The sequence below is a fragment of the Pseudomonas sp. G11 genome (assembly GCF_029457515.1).
GTDB lineage: Bacteria > Pseudomonadota > Gammaproteobacteria > Pseudomonadales > Pseudomonadaceae > Aquipseudomonas > Aquipseudomonas gorinensis.
Genome location: NZ_CP120377.1, coordinates 691,981 through 709,936, shown reverse-complemented (window position 1 = coordinate 709,936; position 17,956 = coordinate 691,981). Strand labels below are relative to the sequence as shown.

Sequence of the window (17,956 nt, the reverse complement as noted above, 5' to 3'; positions counted from 1 at the left end):
AAAACCCGCGCAGTTTAACGCGAGTCGGGGCGTATTTCCTCCTATCAGAGGATTTAAACCCAATAGAGTTCATGGACTTTATTTAACGTACCGCCGCAGGCTTGCGCAGCAAACTGTAGGCCATGGCCCCCAACGCCGCGACACCGAGCAGTAACACGGCCCAGAGCCCGAACTTTTTCCAGTTCGGCCCGGTATCGACAACGGCTGCGGCCGCAGGCGACGTGACGGTCACGCCCCCGGCTACCTGGGCCTGCCCCAACGTATTGAAACGCTCGGCGTTGTAGCCAGGGATCAGGGTCGACAGCGGCAGGTTCGCCGCCTTGGCCGACGCATTACCCAGCGCCAAGGTAAATGGCGGCTCGCCGCGCGCCAGGAACACCAGTTGCGTGGCACGCACGGCAACGCGCAGTGCCGGGGCTTCGACGCCCAGGCCACCGCCGCGCTCATCCACCTGCAACTTGAGCTCAGTAACCGTTTGGCCCGGCAACGGTAATTCATCCTGCACCACGTCCTGGCCATTCTGGGTCAGGCGGTACAGCACACCGTTGCTCAGCGGCTGCCAGGCCTGCTGGCTGTCACGCCGCCCCGCCAGGGTCACGGGCGCCAGCGTGTTGGGCTGCTTCAATTCGACGCGCAGGCGCTCGACATTCAGCCCCGTCGGCAACTGCCAGCTGTACTCCCCCGCCTTGAGCCGCGAACCGGCCAGCGGCTGCGACCACACCAAGGGCATCGGCAAACTGCTGCGGGTGGCGCTTGTCAGCTTGGCCGAGGTCAGCAGCGGCGCCGCCTGGCCTTGCCACAACAAGCGCAGGTAGCGCGCCGGTTGCCCCGGCAGGCTGACGTCATGCTGTTCGACCCGCTCGTCGGCAAACGACAAGCGCGCCACTTGCCCATCACCCCAGGCTTCCCAGTGCTGCAAGTCATCGCTGGCTTCAATGCTGAAACGCTGGAAGCCCTCCTGCTCGTGGCTCCAGTCAAGGCTCAGTTGCTGCAACGGTGCCTTGATCGCGCTGGCGTCCAGTACCCAGCCGCGCAGCACCTGCTTGCCGGGCTTGGCGGCGGTGGAGGGGCGTACCTCGAGCAAGGTGCCTTCGGCGCTGGACTTCACCACCACATCGGGCAAGGTTTCGTGGGTGTCGGCCGCGTACAGCGGGAACCACTTCACCTCGGTGACGTTGCGGTTTTCGGTGTGTTGGGGCGATTGTCGCGACAGTGCATAGGCCTGAGGTTCACCGGCCGCGTTAAAGACGCGTACATCACTGAGGTCGGCCTGGCGTGCGCCCAGTTGCACAGCCAAAGGCAATTCAAGGCGATACCAGGGGCCGTTGCCACTGACGCTCAGCGGTACCTGGGTGGTGAAATCGGCAGGCGTTTCCTGGGCCCACACCGACCACGTTGCGCACAACCCCACTACCGCCACGCTCAACTTACCGATCAAGAGGATGCTCCTTCAGTTTCCAGCACAGGTTCGGCACGCTTGGGCGGCAGTGGCGCGAAGTAGCCCACCACCAGCAACAACCCGCCCACGCCAATAAACGACACGATCCGCGCCAGGCCGCCACGGTTGCTCAGCTCGACAAAGAACAGCTTGGCCACCACCACGGCAATCAACGCTGCGCCGATCAGCCACACTTCGCGACGATGGCGCAGGTGGCCGCCGATCATCAGGCCGAGGGCGACCAGGGTCCAGACGATCGACAGGCTGGCTTGTACCAGCATCGATTCGAGCAACGCATCCACCTGGAACGGCACGCCGCCCCAGTGGTGGGCGGCGCGCATCACCAGCGCGGTGAAGAATGCAAACAGCGAGAGACCTGCCACGCCTTCGGCGATCAACTCGACTCGAGCCCCACGTTGCGGCGCAACGCTGCGCGACCACAGATACACACCGAAGAGGGCAAACAGCAGCCCCAGGTCCAGCGGGCTGATCAGCGGCACATACGGCAACGGCCTGGCCGTGCCGTCACTGAAGCTATTGGCCAGCCAGAACCAACCGAGCATCAACACCGCCAGCGGCAGCGCCGCCAGCACCCGGTACTCTTTCGGGTAAGCCGACACCGGCCACGGCCAACGACGCGGCGTGGCTGCCAGCACCAGATACAGGCTTGGCAGAATCGCCCAGCCCAGCCAGCGCCAGGCGTTGTATTCGGCCGACAGCCGCAACAAGCCGTAACGCAGCTCCAGGGCCAGCACGCCGATCAGCATCCAGCAGCCAAGCACATGGGCGACACTCAGCGCCTTGCCCGGCGCCACTGCCGCCAGCCGCCGCAACGACACGAAGTGCACCGCAAATACTGTCAGCCAGGCCAGCCAGCCGTACTGGGCCGCCGGGTGGTAATAGTCATGCGCGGACACCAGCAACACCACCCCCGCCGCCGGCATCAACACGGTGCAAAGCATGCCCAGCGACGCCCAGCGCAATCTCGCCGCCAGCAACGCCCAGAGTGCCACGCTGAGCGCCGCGCAGCCCAACAGGAAAGCCCCCTGCAGTTCCCGCGGGATAAACCGCAACACTTCACTGATCAGCGCCACGGCCCACCAGGCCGCGCCCCACACCAGCAACAGGTCGGACAGGCGTTGCAGCTTGAGTACGGCAAACATCGGCGCATGGGGCTCACGCTGCAAGCGCCACGCGCCAACCAGGGCGGCCAGGCCCAGGACCATCGGCGTCCAGAAACCGCTGTGCCCCAAGGGGCGCACACCTTCAGGGGTCAACGGTCCGAGCAGCTCCGGTACCGACAGCAGGAACGCAGCACCGCCGATCACCTGCAGCAGCAAACCAAATACAAAACTGACGCGCTGTTGCAGGTACAGGCTCAACCAGATGATCAGCAAGCCACTGGCCGCCCATACACCGCTGGCACTTTCCCACGGCAGCACAAACAGCACCGCAAGGTTGATCAATACCAGACCCGCGAGCAGCACCACCGACAGGCCACGCAACAGCCGCACATCGCCACGCACCTGGTCGTCGCGCACCGCCAGGAGCATGCCGCCAATCAAGGCCAGGCCGATCAGCGACGCCGTCAGCAGGCCGCTCCAGCCAGCGCTGAATACCGCCGCCCCGTCACCGCCTTGCAAACGCAGCAGAAACAGCGCGCCGCCCAGCAGTTGCACGGCGAACGCGCTAAACAGGAACGTACGCGAGCCGATGCGCAGGCCGATCCACAGGGTAGCCAGGCCGGCGACCGCCCAACTGATGGCGGTGCCTTGGGTCAGCAACAACAGCGGCGCGAGCAGGTACAAAAAGGTCAGGCCCAGGCTGGCCAGCACCGGCAGCCCCTTGCGCTCCCATCCCGCCGCCTGCTCCGGCGACGCCTTGCGTAGTTGGTCGAAACTGAACAGCAGCGCCGCGCCCAGCAGCAGCGCGCCCAATGGCGCACCGTCGAGCAACGTATGGTCGCCAACGCGCAGTTCGCTGAGAAAGGCCAGCGCCGAGCCCAATTGCAATAACACGCCGAAGGCTCGCGCCAACGGCCGTTGCTGACGCAAGCCGAGCCAGAAGATCCCGGCGCCTTCCACGGCCCAGGCCGCCGCCGTCCAGCGTGCGTCGAGGCCCAGGGGAATCGCCAGGCTGGCGAAGATCACCCCCAGGGCCAGGCAGGTTTCCGCCAGCAGCAAGGCACGCCCGCCACTGAGCAATCGCGCCAGGCCCATATAGATAACGCCCAGGCCAAGGGCGCTGAACGCAGCGGCAAACTCCAAATGCTGCACCAGTGCGAACTGCAAGCCAAAGCCCACCAACGGCGGACCGAACAGCAGGCTACCGTCGACGTAATCGCCCTTGGCCGCCGACCAGCGCAGCAGCGCCCCCCGGCTGCCATCTTCGGGCGCGTCGTTCATCTCCAGCAATTTGCGGCGGGTGAACAACAGGCCGATGACCAGGTACATCAGGAAAAACAGGATCAGGAACGGCTCGGTGCTCCACAGCAGTTCCGGAGTATACGAACGCAAACCCCAGGCGAAGCCAATGCCAAAGGTGCCGACAAAGCCGATCAGGTTGAGCAGGCGCCAGGCCTTGAACCAGGCGATGGCGAGGATGCCGGCATTGAGCAGGGCGAAATAACTGAACAGCGCCACATGGTTGCCGGCGCCTGTGGACGTGAGGATCGGTGCTGCAAACCCGCCGAGTGCCGCCGCGCAGGCCAGGCCCAGGGCATCCTGGGTAATCGCCAGGATCGCCGAGAACACGGTGATCGCTACCAGCAGGCCCAGTGCCGCGCTCGGATCGATCAACGGGTGCAGGCGCATCGCGGCAAATACCGTCAGGTACAACACCGCGATCCCGGTGCCTTGCAGCATCAATCCGTAGTTGCTGTTGCGCAGTCGTAACCACCAGCCCAGGCCCAGCAGGCCCACGGCGGCCGCAGCCACCCCGGCGTAGCGCAACTCGATCGGCACCACCATGCCCTCGGTGGCGTAGCGCAACAGGAACGCCAGGCCGAGGAACAACAGCACCACGCCGACACGCAGCACGGTGTTGCCACCCAACAGCCAATTGCGTGCGCCGCTGATGGCGCGTTCGATCAGGTTGGGGCCACGGGGAGCGGCAGGTTCTTGAGGCGCACGCGGCGTCGGGGCGGGCGTCCAGACGTCCTCCGGCAGTGGTTGGCTCGGTTCGGCGACCATCGCCACAGGCGCCAATTCAGCCGGCAGTTCCCACACCAGTTCAGGCGCCTTGGCGACAGGTGTCGGCTCAGGGACAGGCGTTTCGACGATGCCATTGCTCGTTGGCGCGGGCACTTCCAGTTGCCGCAGGCGCTCGCCCAGGGCGATCAACGCCTTCTGCGTGGTTTCCAACTGAGCAGCCTGCTGCTGCGCCTGGGTCGCCAGCCTAGACAGGCGAATCGCCTGGCCAATGCCCAACCCCAACAGCGCACCGATGCCCGCGTCACTGAACGACTCATCGAGCGTCCAGCCGAGCACCAGGCCAATCAGCATGAAAATCCATTGCATGGTCGATATTCCCTAGGTAAACCGTGCTGTAGGAGCGAGCTTGCTCGCGAAGATCGCAAAGATACCGCGTTAAATCAGAAAGCACGCGTTATCGTTGGCGTTTTTCGCGAGCAAGCTCGCTCCTACAGTAGATCTAGTCCAGGGCTTTCCAGATCTCGGTAGCGTACTCGCGGATCGTCCGGTCCGAAGAGAACCACCCCATCCGCGCAGTATTGAGTACCGCCGAGCGCCACCATTCCTTGGAATCATGCCAATGCGCTTCGACCCGCGCTTGTGCATCCCAATAGGCGTCGAAGTCGGCACACACCAGGAAGCGGTCATAGTCGATCAGCCCATCGATCAAGCCCACATATCGGCCTGGATCGTCCGGCGAGAACACCCCGCCTCGAATCGCCTGCAGCACATCGTTCAACCGATGGGAGGCCGCGATGTCCGGCCCGGCATGGAACTCGCCAGCCTGCTTGCGCGCCTCGACCTGTTGGGCGCTGAGACCGAAGATAAACATGTGCTCGGCCCCCACGCGCTCGTGCATCTCGACGTTGGCGCCGTCCATGGTGCCGATGGTCAGCGCGCCGTTGAGGCCGAACTTCATATTGCTGGTGCCCGACGCCTCAAAGCCGGCAGTGGAGATTTGCTCCGACAAGTCGGCCGCCGGAATGATGCTTTCCGCCAGGCTGACGTTGTAGTTGGGCAGGAACACCACCTTGAGCAGACCGCGCACGGTCGGGTCGTTGTTCACGGTGCGCGCAATGTCGTTGGTAAGCTTGATGATCAACTTGGCCTGGTGATAACTGGCCGCCGCCTTGCCCGCGAAAATCTTCACCCGCGGTACCCAGTCGGTGCCCGGCTCGGCACGGATCGCCTGGTACAGCGCCACGGTGTGCAGCAGGTTGAGCAACTGGCGCTTGTACTCGTGGATACGCTTGACCTGTACGTCGAACATTGCCGCCGGGTTGACCGCAATGCCCAGGCGCTCATGGATGATATCGGCCAGCGCGCGCTTGCTGTGCAGGCGCTGTTCGGCAAACGCCTTGCGGAATGCTTGCTTCTCGGCAAAGGTTTCCAGCTCGACCAGGCGGGTTTCCACGGTGTCGAGAATGTCGGGGCCCAGTGCATCCACCAGCATCGAGGTGAGCTTGGGGTTGGCCTGGTACAGCCAGCGGCGGAAGGTAATGCCGTTGGTTTTGTTGTTGATGCGCTCCGGGTACAGCTTGTGCAATTCGGAGAACACCGTACTGCGCATCAACTGGGTGTGCAGGCCGGAGACCCCGTTGACACTGTGGGAGCCGAGGAATGCCAGGTTGCCCATGCGCACACGGCGGCCGTTGTCTTCTTCGATCAACGACACGGCGCGCAGCACGTCGAAATCATGGGTGCCCTTGGCCCGCAACGAGTCGATGTGCTGGGCGTTGATCAGGTAGATGATCTGCATGTGCCGGGGCAGCATGCGCTCCATCAGGCCGACCGGCCAGGTTTCCAGGGCTTCGGGCAACAGGGTGTGGTTGGTGTACGACAGGGTTTCGACGGTGACATCCCACGCGGCGTCCCATGGAATGTCGTGCAGGTCGACCAGTTGACGCATCAACTCGGCCACGGCGATCGACGGGTGGGTGTCGTTGAGCTGGATCGCCGCATGCTCGCCCAGGCTGAGTACCGAGCCGTGCATGTTCTTGTGGCGACGCAGCAGGTCTTGCAGCGAGGCCGAGACGAAGAAGTATTCCTGGCGCAGGCGCAGTTCCTGCCCCGCTTCCGTGCTGTCAGCCGGGTAAAGCACTCGGGAGATGCTTTCCGCACGGGCCACTTCGGCGACCGCACCCAAGTGGTCACCGGCGTTGAAGCGCTCCAGATGCAGGTCTTCCACCGCCCGCGCACGCCACAGGCGCAGGGTGTTGACGCTGGCGCCGCGCCAGCCGACCACCGGGGTGTCATAGGCGACGGCACGCACCGTTTCGTTGGGCGTCCACACTTGGATCATCTTGCCGGCAGGGTCCGGCAGGGTTTCGACGCTGCCGCCAAAGCCGATCGGGTAAATCACCTCGGCCCGTTCGAATTCCCACGGGTTGCCGAAATCCAGCCAGCGCTCGGTCTGTTCCTGCTGCCAGCCATCGACAATCGCCTGGCGGAACAAGCCGTGCTCATAACGAATGCCATAACCATGGCCGGCAATCCCCAGGGTCGACATGCTTTCCATAAAGCACGCCGCCAGGCGGCCCAGGCCACCGTTGCCGAGCGCCGCGTCGGGCTCCAGCAGGCGGATGCGCTCCAGGTCGACACCCAGTTCGCTCAGGGCTTCGCGAGCGATCTCCAGCACACCGAGGTTGCTCAGGCTGTCATAGAGCAAGCGGCCGATGAGGAATTCGAGGGAGAGGTAATACACCCGCTTCTGGCCTTTACGGTAGATACGCCGGGTGTGGTCCATCCAGTGGTCGACCATCTGGTCGCGGGCGGCCAGGGCAATGGCTTCGAACCAGTCGTGGTCGAAGGCGTGATCCGGGTCTTTGCCCACCGCGTAGGTGAGTTTGGTCAAGACAGCATCGCGAAACGCGGCTACCTCTGCTTCTCGTGCAAGCGGTTCCTGAGACATCGGTGCGACCTCGGGCGAGATTGAAGGAGTTGCTAGAGCCTAGTCGGTCTGACAGACGGTGAAGGCTCTGGTTCGGCAGTTTTTTAACTCATTCACCTTTGCGCGAATTTAATGCAGGGGTCGTGCCCGATCTGCACTCGAACAGCCTTCGAGCTGAAAACCAGAAAATATTGTTCAAAAAACCATCAATCCCGGTATGATCGCGCGCCCGGATACCGCCCCACCTTGGAACCCTGATGAAGCCTCAACTGATCGCCGCCGCGGAACTCGACCGTCTCGAGACTTGGCAGAAATACTCCGCCCACATGTGCGGTGGCTGCGTGTCCAGCTGCTGCACGCTGCCGGTTGAGGTGAAGATCAAGGACCTGATCCGCATTGGCATCGTCGATGAATTCGAGCGCGGCGACCCGCCGAAAAACATCGCCAAGCGTTTGCAGAAGGAAGGCATTGTCGAACGCTACAACAACAAATCCGAGATTTTTACCCTGCAGCGCATGAGCAACAACGACTGCTTGTACCTGGATCGTAAGACGCGCTTCTGCACTATTTATGACAAGCGTCCGGATACCTGCCGCAACCACCCGAAAATCGGGCCGCGCCCGGGGTATTGCGCATATAAGCCGAAGGAAGTGGTGCGCGAAACCAAGTTCAAGACCCTCGATAAGTTCTGATCCAGGTTTTGCAGGGGGCTCAAGGGCCCCATCGGGGGCTTGCCCCCGATGAGGCCGGTACAGCCACCACACAACCTGCAGACATAAAAAAACGCCCCCGGCCTTTCGACCGGGGGCGTTTTTCATTCAGCCTGAGTTAACTCAGTTCTTGGCTTTCTTGGCAGCGCGGGTACGCTCGCCTTCGTCCAGGATCTTCTTACGCAGGCGGATCGACTTAGGCGTGACTTCGCACAGCTCGTCGTCCTGGATGAATTCCAGGGCCTGTTCCAGGGTGAAGCGAACAGGTGGAACCAGGGCGATGGTTTCGTCTTTACCCGAAGCACGCATGTTGTCGAGCTTCTTGCCTTTGGTTGGGTTGACGCCCATGTCGTTGTCACGGCTGTTCAGGCCAACGATCTGACCGTTGTAGATCTCTTGACCGTGTTCAACGAACAGCTTGCCACGCGCCTGGAGGGTTTCCAGGGAGTAGGTCAGCGCCTTGCCGGTTTCTACCGATACCAGAACACCGTTCTGACGGCCGGACATGTCGCCGGACTTCATGGTGTCGTAGCGATCGAAGATCGAGGTCAGGATGCCAGCACCGTTGGTCAGGGTCAGGAACTGGTTACGGAAACCGATCAGACCACGAGCAGGGATGTTGTATTCCAGACGCACACGGCCTTTGCCATCCGGCACCATGTTGGTCAGGTCGCCCTTACGCAGGCCCATCTCTTCCATGACCTTGCCCTGGGATTCTTCAGGGGTGTCGATGGTGACGTTTTCGAACGGTTCCTGCTTCACGCCGTCAACAGTACGGATGATCACTTCAGGACGACCAACGCCCATTTCGAAGCCTTCGCGACGCATGGTTTCGATCAGTACCGAGAGGTGCAGCTCACCACGGCCGGAAACCTTGAACTTGTCAGCCGAGTCGCCTTCTTCAACGCGCAGTGCAACGTTGTACAGCAGCTCTTTGTCCAGACGTTCCTTGATGTTACGGGAAGTCACGAACTTGCCTTCTTTACCGCAGAAAGGCGAGTCGTTTACCTGGAAGGTCATGGAAACGGTTGGCTCGTCAACGGTCAGAGGCTTCATCGCCTCGACAGTGTCCGGCTGGCACAGGGTGTCGGAGATGAACAGCGAGTCCATGCCGCTGACGCACACGATGTCGCCGGCGAAGGCTTCTTCAACGTCGATACGGTGCAGGCCGTGGTGGCCCATCAGCTTCAGGATACGGCCGTTACGCTTCTTGCCGTCGGCGCCGATAGCCACAACCGGGGTGTTCGGCTTGACGCTACCACGGGCGATACGGCCAACGCCGATAACACCCAGGAAGCTGTTGTAGTCCAGTGCCGAGATTTGCATCTGGAACGGACCGTCACGGTCAACCTTCGGTGGTGGAACGTGGTCAACGATCGCCTGGTACAGCGGGGTCATGTCTTCCGCCATGGCGGTGTGTTCCAGACCGGCAATACCGTTCAGGGCCGATGCGTAGATCACTTGGAAATCAAGTTGCTCTTCGGTAGCGCCCAGGTTGTCGAACAGGTCGAAGATCTGGTCCAGAACCCAGTCCGGACGCGCGCCTGGACGGTCAACCTTGTTGATGCACACGATCGGACGCAGGCCGGCTTCGAAAGCCTTCTTGGTCACGAAACGGGTTTGCGGCATAGGACCGTCTTGAGCGTCAACCAGCAGCAGAACGGAGTCAACCATCGACATTACGCGTTCTACTTCGCCGCCGAAGTCGGCGTGGCCCGGGGTATCCACGATGTTGATGTGGTAGCCGTTCCAGTTGATAGCGGTGTTTTTAGCCAGGATGGTAATACCGCGCTCTTTTTCCTGGTCGTTGGAGTCCATCACGCGCTCGTCGTTGAGCTCGTTGCGCTCCAGGGTGCCGGATTGACGCAAGAGTTTGTCTACCAGGGTGGTTTTACCATGGTCAACGTGAGCAATGATGGCGATGTTACGTAGATTTTCGATCACTTGTGTATCTCGATCAGAGGATTCGGTGTGCTGACAGGTCGTGGCAGCGATTAACAGTAGAGTCAGGCCTTGCCGTTACAGCTTGACGGCAGAGTCGGGGGGCCGGTGACGCAGGCCACAGGCAAACAGCCCCGGGCTCTTAGCTCGGTCGATAAACGCGCACATTGGCATGCCCCTCACTGAGCAAATGGTGGGCATGCAGGCGACTCATCACGCCTTTGTCGCAATACAGCAGGTACTGACGGCTGTTATCCAGTTCCTTGAAACGCGCGTTCAATGCATAGAACGGCAGCGTTTGTACGTCGATGCCAGCGATTTCCAGCGGCTCATCCTCCGCGGCATCCGGGTGACGGATGTCGATGACGATCTGGCCGGCCAGGGCTTCGCTGACTTCTTCGATCTGCACATCCTGGCCCAGCTCATCGATGACTCGATCGATCGGGACCAGCTTGGCGTTCTCGAGCGCACGCTCCAGAATCGCCATGTCAAACTGTTGTTCTTCGTACTCCACGCGGTTGCGCTTGGCGTGGGTCTTGGGGTTCACCGAGATGACCCCGCAATATTCAGGCATATGCTTGGCGAAATCAGCGGTGCCGATTTTTTCCGCCAGGTCGATGATGTCCTGCTTGTGGCTGGCGATCAGCGGGCGCAACACCAGCTTTTCGGTCACACAGTCGATCAGCGACAGGTTCGGCAGCGTCTGGCTGGAGACCTGGGAGATCGCTTCGCCGGTCACCAGCGCGTCGATCTGCAACTGATCGGCGATTCGGGACGCAGCGCGCAACATCATACGCTTCAATACTACGCCCATATGACTGTTATCGACTTTGCCGAGAATTTCCCCGAGCACTTCCTCGAACGGCACGCTCACAAATAGCACACGCTGGGAGCTGCCGTACTTCTTCCAGATGTAATGCGCGACTTCCATCACGCCCAATTCGTGTGCACGCCCGCCCAGGTTAAAGAAGCAGAAATGGCTCATCAGCCCGCGGCGCATGATCTGGTAGGCCGCCACTGTGGAATCGAAACCGCCAGACATGAGTACCAGGGTCTGTTCCAGGGCACCCAGCGGGTAGCCGCCGATGCTGTCGTGCTGGCTATGGATCACGAACAACCGTTGGTCGCGAATTTCCATGCGCACTTCAATTTGTGGCGCTTTCAAGGAAATTCCGGCTGCGCCGCACTCGCGACGCAGCTTGCTGCCGACGTATTTCTCGACGTCCATGGAGCTGAACGGGTGCTTGCCGGCACGCTTGCAGCGCACCGAAAAAATCTTCCCTTCCAGCTCATCACCGAAGTGCTGCTTGCACTTTTCGGTGATGTCGTCGAAGTCGCCCAGTGGATACTCGTCCACCTGCAGGAAATGCGCGATACCCGGCATGCAGCTCAGCCGTTCGGTCATGTCCTTCAAGGCTTTGGGGTCGGTCACGCGGGTTTCCAGCTCGAGGTTGTCCCACACGCCGTTCACCACCACAGCCGGGTCCAGATCGCGGAGCACGGCACGGATGTTCTTGGCCAACTGACGGATGAAACGCATCCGTACCGGTCGGCTCTTGATGGTGATCTCTGGGAAGACTTTAACGATTAATTTCATGGAAACAGCGCGCGCAGGGCCTGCCGAAAAAGGGGGGCGCGGATTATAGCGGAAATCGCTCAAGGTTTAACCAGTTAATATGCATTGAAGGTGATGCGCACCAAAACGGGTCATTTATGCAAATCGGCGCTACATTGCAGTGCGTTAATTATTCCATTTCGGCCGATTGCACCGTTATAGGGGCGATTTTGAGGCAGAAAGGCCATGTTGGCGCACTGGCATGCAATTTGCTCTCTTGTGAGGCAGGTTGCCATGGCGGAGTATCCGCGCCGGCATCACCCACATTCTAAGGGCTAACTCCACTACCCAGCCCGAAGCCACCCGGAGGACACCATGTCGAAGTCGGTTCAACTCATCAAAGATCATGACGTTAAATGGATTGATCTGCGCTTCACGGACACAAAAGGCACTCAGCACCACGTGACCATGCCGGCTCGCGACGCGCTGGATGACGCTTTCTTCGAAGAAGGCAAAATGTTCGACGGTTCCTCCATTGCCGGTTGGAAAGGCATCGAAGCTTCCGACATGATCCTGATGCCGGACGACAGCACTGCCGTGCTGGACCCGTTCACCGAAGACCCAACCCTGATCATCGTCTGCGACGTGATCGAGCCTTCGACCATGCAAGGCTACGACCGCGACCCACGTGCGATCGCCAAGCGTGCCGAGGAATACCTGAAGTCGACCGGTATCGGCGACACCGTATTCGTAGGCCCTGAGCCAGAATTCTTCATCTTTGATTCGGTCAAGTTCAAGTCCGATATCTCCGGTTCCATGTTCAAGATCTTCTCCGAACAAGGTTCGTGGATGTCCGACCAGGACGTGGAAGGCGGCAACAAAGGCCACCGTCCAGGCATCAAAGGTGGCTACTTCCCAGTTCCGCCATTCGACCACGACCACGAAATCCGTACCTCCATGTGCAACGCCATGGAAGAAATGGGCCTGGTCATCGAAGTGCACCACCACGAAGTGGCCACTGCCGGCCAGAACGAAATCGGTGTGAAATTCAACACCCTGGTGGCCAAGGCTGACGAAGTCCAGACCCTGAAGTACTGCGTACACAACGTGGCTGATGCCTACGGCCGTACCGCGACCTTCATGCCTAAGCCTCTGTACGGCGATAACGGCTCGGGTATGCACGTTCACCTGTCCATCGCTAAAGAAGGCAAGAACACCTTCGCTGGCGAAGGTTATGCCGGCCTGTCCGACACCGCCCTGTACTTCATCGGCGGTATCATCAAGCACGGTAAGGCCCTGAACGGCTTCACCAACCCGTCGACCAACTCCTACAAGCGTCTGGTTCCAGGCTTCGAAGCGCCGGTCATGCTGGCCTACTCGGCACGCAACCGTTCTGCCTCGATCCGTATTCCTTACGTGTCCAGCCCGCGCGCTCGCCGTATCGAAGCCCGCTTCCCGGATCCAGCAGCCAACCCATACCTGGCCTTCGCTGCCCTGGTCATGGCTGGCCTGGACGGTATCCAGAACAAGATCCACCCTGGCGACGCCGCCGACAAAAACTTGTACGACCTGCCGCCTGAAGAGGCCAAAGAGATCCCACAAGTGTGCGGCAGCCTGAAAGAAGCCCTGGAAGAGCTGGACAAGGGCCGTGCGTTCCTGACCAAAGGCGGCGTATTCAGCGACGACTTCATCGATGCCTACATCGAGCTGAAAAGCGAAGAAGAAATCAAAGTACGCACCTTCGTACACCCACTGGAATACGAGCTGTACTACAGCTGCTGATCCGGTAGCGCTGCTTGACGCAGCGTGATGAAAGAGGCCTCCTTCGGGAGGTCTTTTTTTGCCCGAATTTTATTAAACATGCGGGAGAGGGCTCGCCCCCTCCCACAAGGAGATCAGCCTTGAAACGTCGACTTGTATTTGCCCTGCTGTTCGTCACTACCAGTGCGAGCGCCGCGCCAGCCAGCCTTGAGCCATTGCTCAACAGCATCGCCGAACGCCTGGCCATCGCCGACCAGGTCGCCCTGAGCAAATGGGACAGCAAAAAGCCCGTAGAGGACAAGAAGCGCGAACAGGAGGTCATCGCCAGCGTCATCGCCCAGGCACCCAACTACAAACTGGCGCCCGCCGCCGCCGAGCAATTTTTCTCAGCGCAGATAGAGGCGAACAAACTGGTGCAGTACACCCACCTGTCCGACTGGCAGTTCCAGGGCAAGGCACCCGATGACCCGCGCCCCGACCTGGTGAAGCAGATTCGCCCGCAGCTGGATCAATTGCAAAAACGCCTGCTGCAAGAACTGGCGGACTTCACCCCGCAACGCACCGACCCAAAGTGCCCGCAGTGGCTGGCCGAGGCGGTGCATGAGCCGTTGAACGAGCCGTTGCAGCAACTGGCGATGATTCGCGCCACTGCCGAGCTGTGTATCCACACAGGCGAATAACAGATGACACCCACATCATTTTAGGCCCCTTCCGGCATCCGTCCCCCGGACAGCGATCGTAGCCTGACCGGCCACTCAGCGAACGGATGAAACCGACCATGGAAGCCCTCAAATGCTTGATCGCAACAGCGGCGTGTTTGGCTGCGCTAGGCTGCAGCAGCCAGCCCAAAGACGCCGTACAGATCGAAAAGGAAACCCTGCTGCAGAGCAGCGCATCATGGGACGGAACACCTTACGAGGCTTACCCCTCCGGCCCGCCGGAACTTACGCTGTTGCGACTCAAGATCCCGGCGAATACGCAGTTGCCCTGGCACAGCCACCCCATGCCGAACGCAGCGTATATCCTCTCGGGCGAGTTGATCGTTGAAACCCGTAAAGGCGGGCGGGCTCTCACCCTGACTCAAGGGCACACCCTGGCCGAGATGGTGGGCACAGTCCATCGCGGCAGAACCGGAAGCACCCCAGTGGAGCTGCTGGTGTTTTACGCCGGCACCATGGGCATGCCGCTGTCCCAGCCGCATTGATAAAGTCCTGCCACCGAGATCGCTCTCGACATCGGCCGAGAACGATCTCTCATCACTTCCTGAACAACCTTCATAAAACCGCACTATATTGGTGCGACAACTTGCACCCTACCCACCTGCCCAGCCCATTTTGGTTCGAAACTTCCCGTTGAAGCTGGCAGAACGCCACAGTTTCGAGCCTTAAATCCTTATTTCAGGGGTTTAACGCTTCTTTTCGGAGCCTTGGTTTGGTTTTTGCATTTTCCTTGTATCAGCGTGTGCCTCAAGCCCGCGCCTTGCTCCAAAAGAGGTCCTGATGACCATCAGCGATGCACTGCACCGTTTGTTACTCGACAACCTGACGACCGCGACCATCCTGCTCAACGACGACTTGCGTCTTGAGTACATGAACCCGGCGGCGGAGATGCTCCTGGCCATCAGCGGCCAGCGCAGCCATGGGCAGTTCATCAGCGAATTGTTCACCGAGTCGGCCGAAGCCTTGAGTTCATTGCGCCAGGCGGTGGAGCAGGCACACCCATTCACCAAGCGTGAGGCGATGCTCACGGCCCTGACCGGCCAAACCCTGACCGTCGACTACGCCGTGACCCCGATCCTGAGCAACGGCGCCACCCTGCTGCTGCTTGAAGTGCACCCCCGCGACCGCCTGCTGCGCATCACCAAAGAAGAAGCCCAGCTGTCCAAGCAGGAAACCAGCAAGATGCTGGTCCGCGGCCTGGCCCATGAGATCAAGAACCCGTTGGGCGGGATTCGCGGTGCCGCGCAGTTGCTGGCCCGCGAGCTGCCGGACGAGCACCTCAAGGACTACACCAACGTCATCATTGAAGAGGCCGACCGCCTGCGCAACCTGGTGGACCGCATGCTCGGCTCCAACAAACTGCCGTCGCTGGCGATGACCAACGTGCACGAGGTGCTCGAGCGCGTCTGCCAGCTGGTCGAAGCCGAAAGCCAGGGCTGCATCACCCTGGTGCGCGACTACGACCCGAGCATTCCCGACGTATTGATCGACCGCGAACAGATGATCCAGGCCGTGCTCAATATCGTGCGCAACGCCATGCAAGCCATCAGCAGCCAGAACGAGCTGCGCCTGGGCCGCATCAGCCTGCGCACCCGCGCCCTGCGCCAGTTCACCATCGGCCACGTGCGCCATCGCCTGGTAACTAAGGTCGAGATCATCGACAACGGCCCGGGCATTCCTGCGGAACTGCAGGAAACCATCTTCTTTCCAATGGTCAGCGGCCGCCCGGACGGTACCGGGCTGGGCCTGGCCATTACCCAGAACATCATCAGCCAGCACCAGGGTCTGATCGAATGTGAGAGCCATCCCGGCCACACCACGTTCTCGATCTTTCTGCCTCTGGAACAAGGAGCCCCATCGACATGAGCCGTAGTGAAACTGTGTGGATCGTCGATGACGACCGTTCTATCCGCTGGGTCCTCGAGAAAGCCTTGCAACAGGAAGGCATGACCACCCAGAGCTTCGACAGCGCTGACGGGGTGATGAGCCGCCTGGCGCGCCAGCAGCCCGACGTGATCATCTCCGACATCCGCATGCCCGGCGCCAGTGGCCTGGACCTGCTGGCGCGGATTCGCGAACAGCACCCGCGCCTGCCGGTAATCATCATGACGGCGCACTCGGACCTGGACAGCGCTGTCGCGTCCTACCAGGGCGGTGCGTTTGAATACCTGCCCAAGCCGTTCGACGTGGACGAGGCGGTGGCGCTGGTCAAGCGCGCCAACCAGCACGCCCAGGAACAACAGAACCAGGAAGCGCCGCCGGCGCTGACCCGCACCCCGGAAATCATCGGCGAAGCGCCGGCGATGCAGGAAGTGTTTCGCGCCATCGGGCGCTTGAGCCACTCCAACATCACCGTGCTGATCAATGGCGAGTCGGGTACCGGTAAAGAACTGGTGGCCCACGCCCTGCACCGTCACAGCCCAAGGTCGGCCTCGCCGTTTATCGCACTGAACATGGCGGCGATTCCGAAGGACTTGATGGAGTCCGAGCTGTTCGGCCATGAGAAAGGCGCGTTCACTGGCGCGGCCAACCTGCGTCGCGGCCGCTTTGAGCAAGCCGATGGCGGTACGTTGTTCCTCGATGAGATCGGCGATATGCCGGCCGATACCCAGACCCGCCTGCTGCGGGTACTGGCGGACGGCGAATTCTATCGCGTGGGCGGGCATACGCCGGTCAAGGTCGATGTGCGCATCATCGCCGCGACTCACCAGAACCTGGAAACCCTGGTGCATGCGGGCAAGTTCCGCGAGGACTTGTTCCACCGCTTGAACGTGATCCGTATCCACATTCCCCGGATGTCGGACCGTCGCGAAGATATCCCGACCCTCGCTCGCCACTTCCTCAGCCGCGCCGCCCAGGAGCTGGCCGTAGAGCCCAAGCTGCTGAAAACCGAGACCGAGGAATACCTGAAGAACCTGCCGTGGCCAGGCAACGTGCGCCAGCTGGAGAACACCTGCCGCTGGATCACGGTGATGGCATCCGGGCGCGAGGTGCATATCAGCGACCTGCCGCCGGAGCTGTTGAGCCTGCCGCAGGACTCGGCCCCAGTGACCAACTGGGAACAAGCCCTGCGCCAATGGGCCGACCAGGCCCTGGCACGCGGCCAGTCAAACCTGCTGGACAGCGCCGTACCGGCGTTCGAGCGGATCATGATCGAAACGGCCCTCAAGCACACCGCAGGTCGCCGCCGCGATGCCGCCGTGCTGCTGGGCTGGGGCCGCAATACCCTGACTCGCAAGATCAAGGAACTGGGGATGAAGGTGGATGGTGGTGACGACGACGACGGCGATGAGGGCTGAGTCTCAGATCCACTGAAAATCCAATGTGGGAGGGGGCTTGCCCCCGATAGCGGTGGATCAGTCACATAGATGTCGACTGACACTCCGCCATCGGGGGCAAGCCCCCACCCACATTTGGACCTCCAAAGGCTTCAGAACCGTGCACCGCTTCAATGCACCATGAACCGGCATCGGGCATGGATCCGGCGCCTGAAACCGCAGAACCGCTGAAAAAAACCTGAACCCCGAAAACACCAAAGCCCCGTATTCCGGGGCTTTGCGCTTTTTGAAGATTTTTTTTGGCGCCACTTCGCGACTCTGGCACGCGCCCTGCAATATCCCTTGTACAACCCAGTTTCGGGGACCTTGGTACAGGCAGGCCGAGAATCCCCTCTTTACACCCGGGGTGCTTGATGCGAACCGCGTCGCGCTCCACACCGCTTTGGGGAACCTCGGTACAGGCAGGCCGGGGA

Annotated in this window: 11 protein-coding genes; 6 read left to right on the top strand and 5 right to left on the bottom strand. The window is 61.1% G+C overall.

Going from position 1 to position 17,956, the window contains the following annotated elements; translation table 11 throughout:
- Nucleotides 1-82 precede the first annotated feature (82 nt).
- The 3 genes from P2T68_RS03195 to P2T68_RS03185 form a co-directional block, all read right to left on the bottom strand.
- Nucleotides 83-1,435 (bottom strand): DUF3999 domain-containing protein, encoded by a 1,353-nt coding sequence (locus P2T68_RS03195; protein WP_041161078.1) that lies wholly within the window; start codon nt 1,433-1,435, stop codon nt 83-85.
- A complete protein-coding gene (locus P2T68_RS03190; protein WP_277379056.1) occupies nt 1,435-4,956 on the bottom strand; it encodes a DUF2339 domain-containing protein in 3,522 nt (1,173 codons plus the stop codon). Before P2T68_RS03190 ends, P2T68_RS03195 begins: the two co-directional genes overlap by 1 nt.
- 133 nt (nt 4,957-5,089) lie before the next feature.
- On the bottom strand, nt 5,090-7,540 hold the full coding sequence (locus P2T68_RS03185) for a glycogen/starch/alpha-glucan phosphorylase (protein WP_024072903.1): 2,451 nt from the start codon (nt 7,538-7,540) through the stop codon (nt 5,090-5,092).
- 236 nt (nt 7,541-7,776) lie between these two features.
- Between P2T68_RS03185 and P2T68_RS03180 the strand changes: the two genes are divergently transcribed.
- Complete coding sequence (locus tag P2T68_RS03180) at nt 7,777-8,211, top strand: YkgJ family cysteine cluster protein (protein ID WP_024072902.1); 435 nt, start codon at nt 7,777-7,779, stop codon at nt 8,209-8,211.
- Between the two features lie 141 nt (nt 8,212-8,352).
- Here the strand turns inward: P2T68_RS03180 and typA are convergent, their stop codons facing one another.
- Complete coding sequence (typA, locus tag P2T68_RS03175) at nt 8,353-10,173, bottom strand: translational GTPase TypA (protein ID WP_024072901.1); 1,821 nt, start codon at nt 10,171-10,173, stop codon at nt 8,353-8,355.
- Between the two features lie 139 nt (nt 10,174-10,312).
- Complete coding sequence (gene thiI / locus P2T68_RS03170; protein WP_024072900.1) at nt 10,313-11,767, bottom strand: tRNA uracil 4-sulfurtransferase ThiI; 1,455 nt, start codon at nt 11,765-11,767, stop codon at nt 10,313-10,315.
- Between the two features lie 333 nt (nt 11,768-12,100).
- Here thiI and glnA point away from each other — a divergent pair, with 333 nt between their 5' ends.
- From glnA to ntrC, 5 genes are all read left to right on the top strand, one after another.
- Nucleotides 12,101-13,507, top strand: coding sequence for a glutamate--ammonia ligase (gene glnA / locus P2T68_RS03165; protein ID WP_024072899.1), 1,407 nt, complete (start codon nt 12,101-12,103; stop codon nt 13,505-13,507).
- 119 nt (nt 13,508-13,626) lie between these two features.
- Nucleotides 13,627-14,166 (top strand): chorismate mutase, encoded by a 540-nt coding sequence (locus P2T68_RS03160; RefSeq protein ID WP_150054324.1) that lies wholly within the window; start codon nt 13,627-13,629, stop codon nt 14,164-14,166.
- Nucleotides 14,167-14,264: 98 nt separating this feature from the next.
- A complete protein-coding gene (locus P2T68_RS03155; RefSeq protein WP_277379055.1) occupies nt 14,265-14,690 on the top strand; it encodes a cupin domain-containing protein in 426 nt (141 codons plus the stop codon).
- A gap of 295 nt (nt 14,691-14,985) precedes the next feature.
- Nucleotides 14,986-16,071: a nitrogen regulation protein NR(II) gene (gene glnL, locus P2T68_RS03150; protein ID WP_024072896.1), complete on the top strand. Its 1,086-nt coding sequence runs from the start codon at nt 14,986-14,988 to the stop codon at nt 16,069-16,071.
- Complete coding sequence (ntrC, locus tag P2T68_RS03145) at nt 16,068-17,504, top strand: nitrogen regulation protein NR(I) (RefSeq protein ID WP_024072895.1); 1,437 nt, start codon at nt 16,068-16,070, stop codon at nt 17,502-17,504. The genes glnL and ntrC overlap by 4 nt, the downstream gene beginning before the upstream one ends.
- The last annotated feature ends 452 nt before the right edge of the window (nt 17,505-17,956 follow it).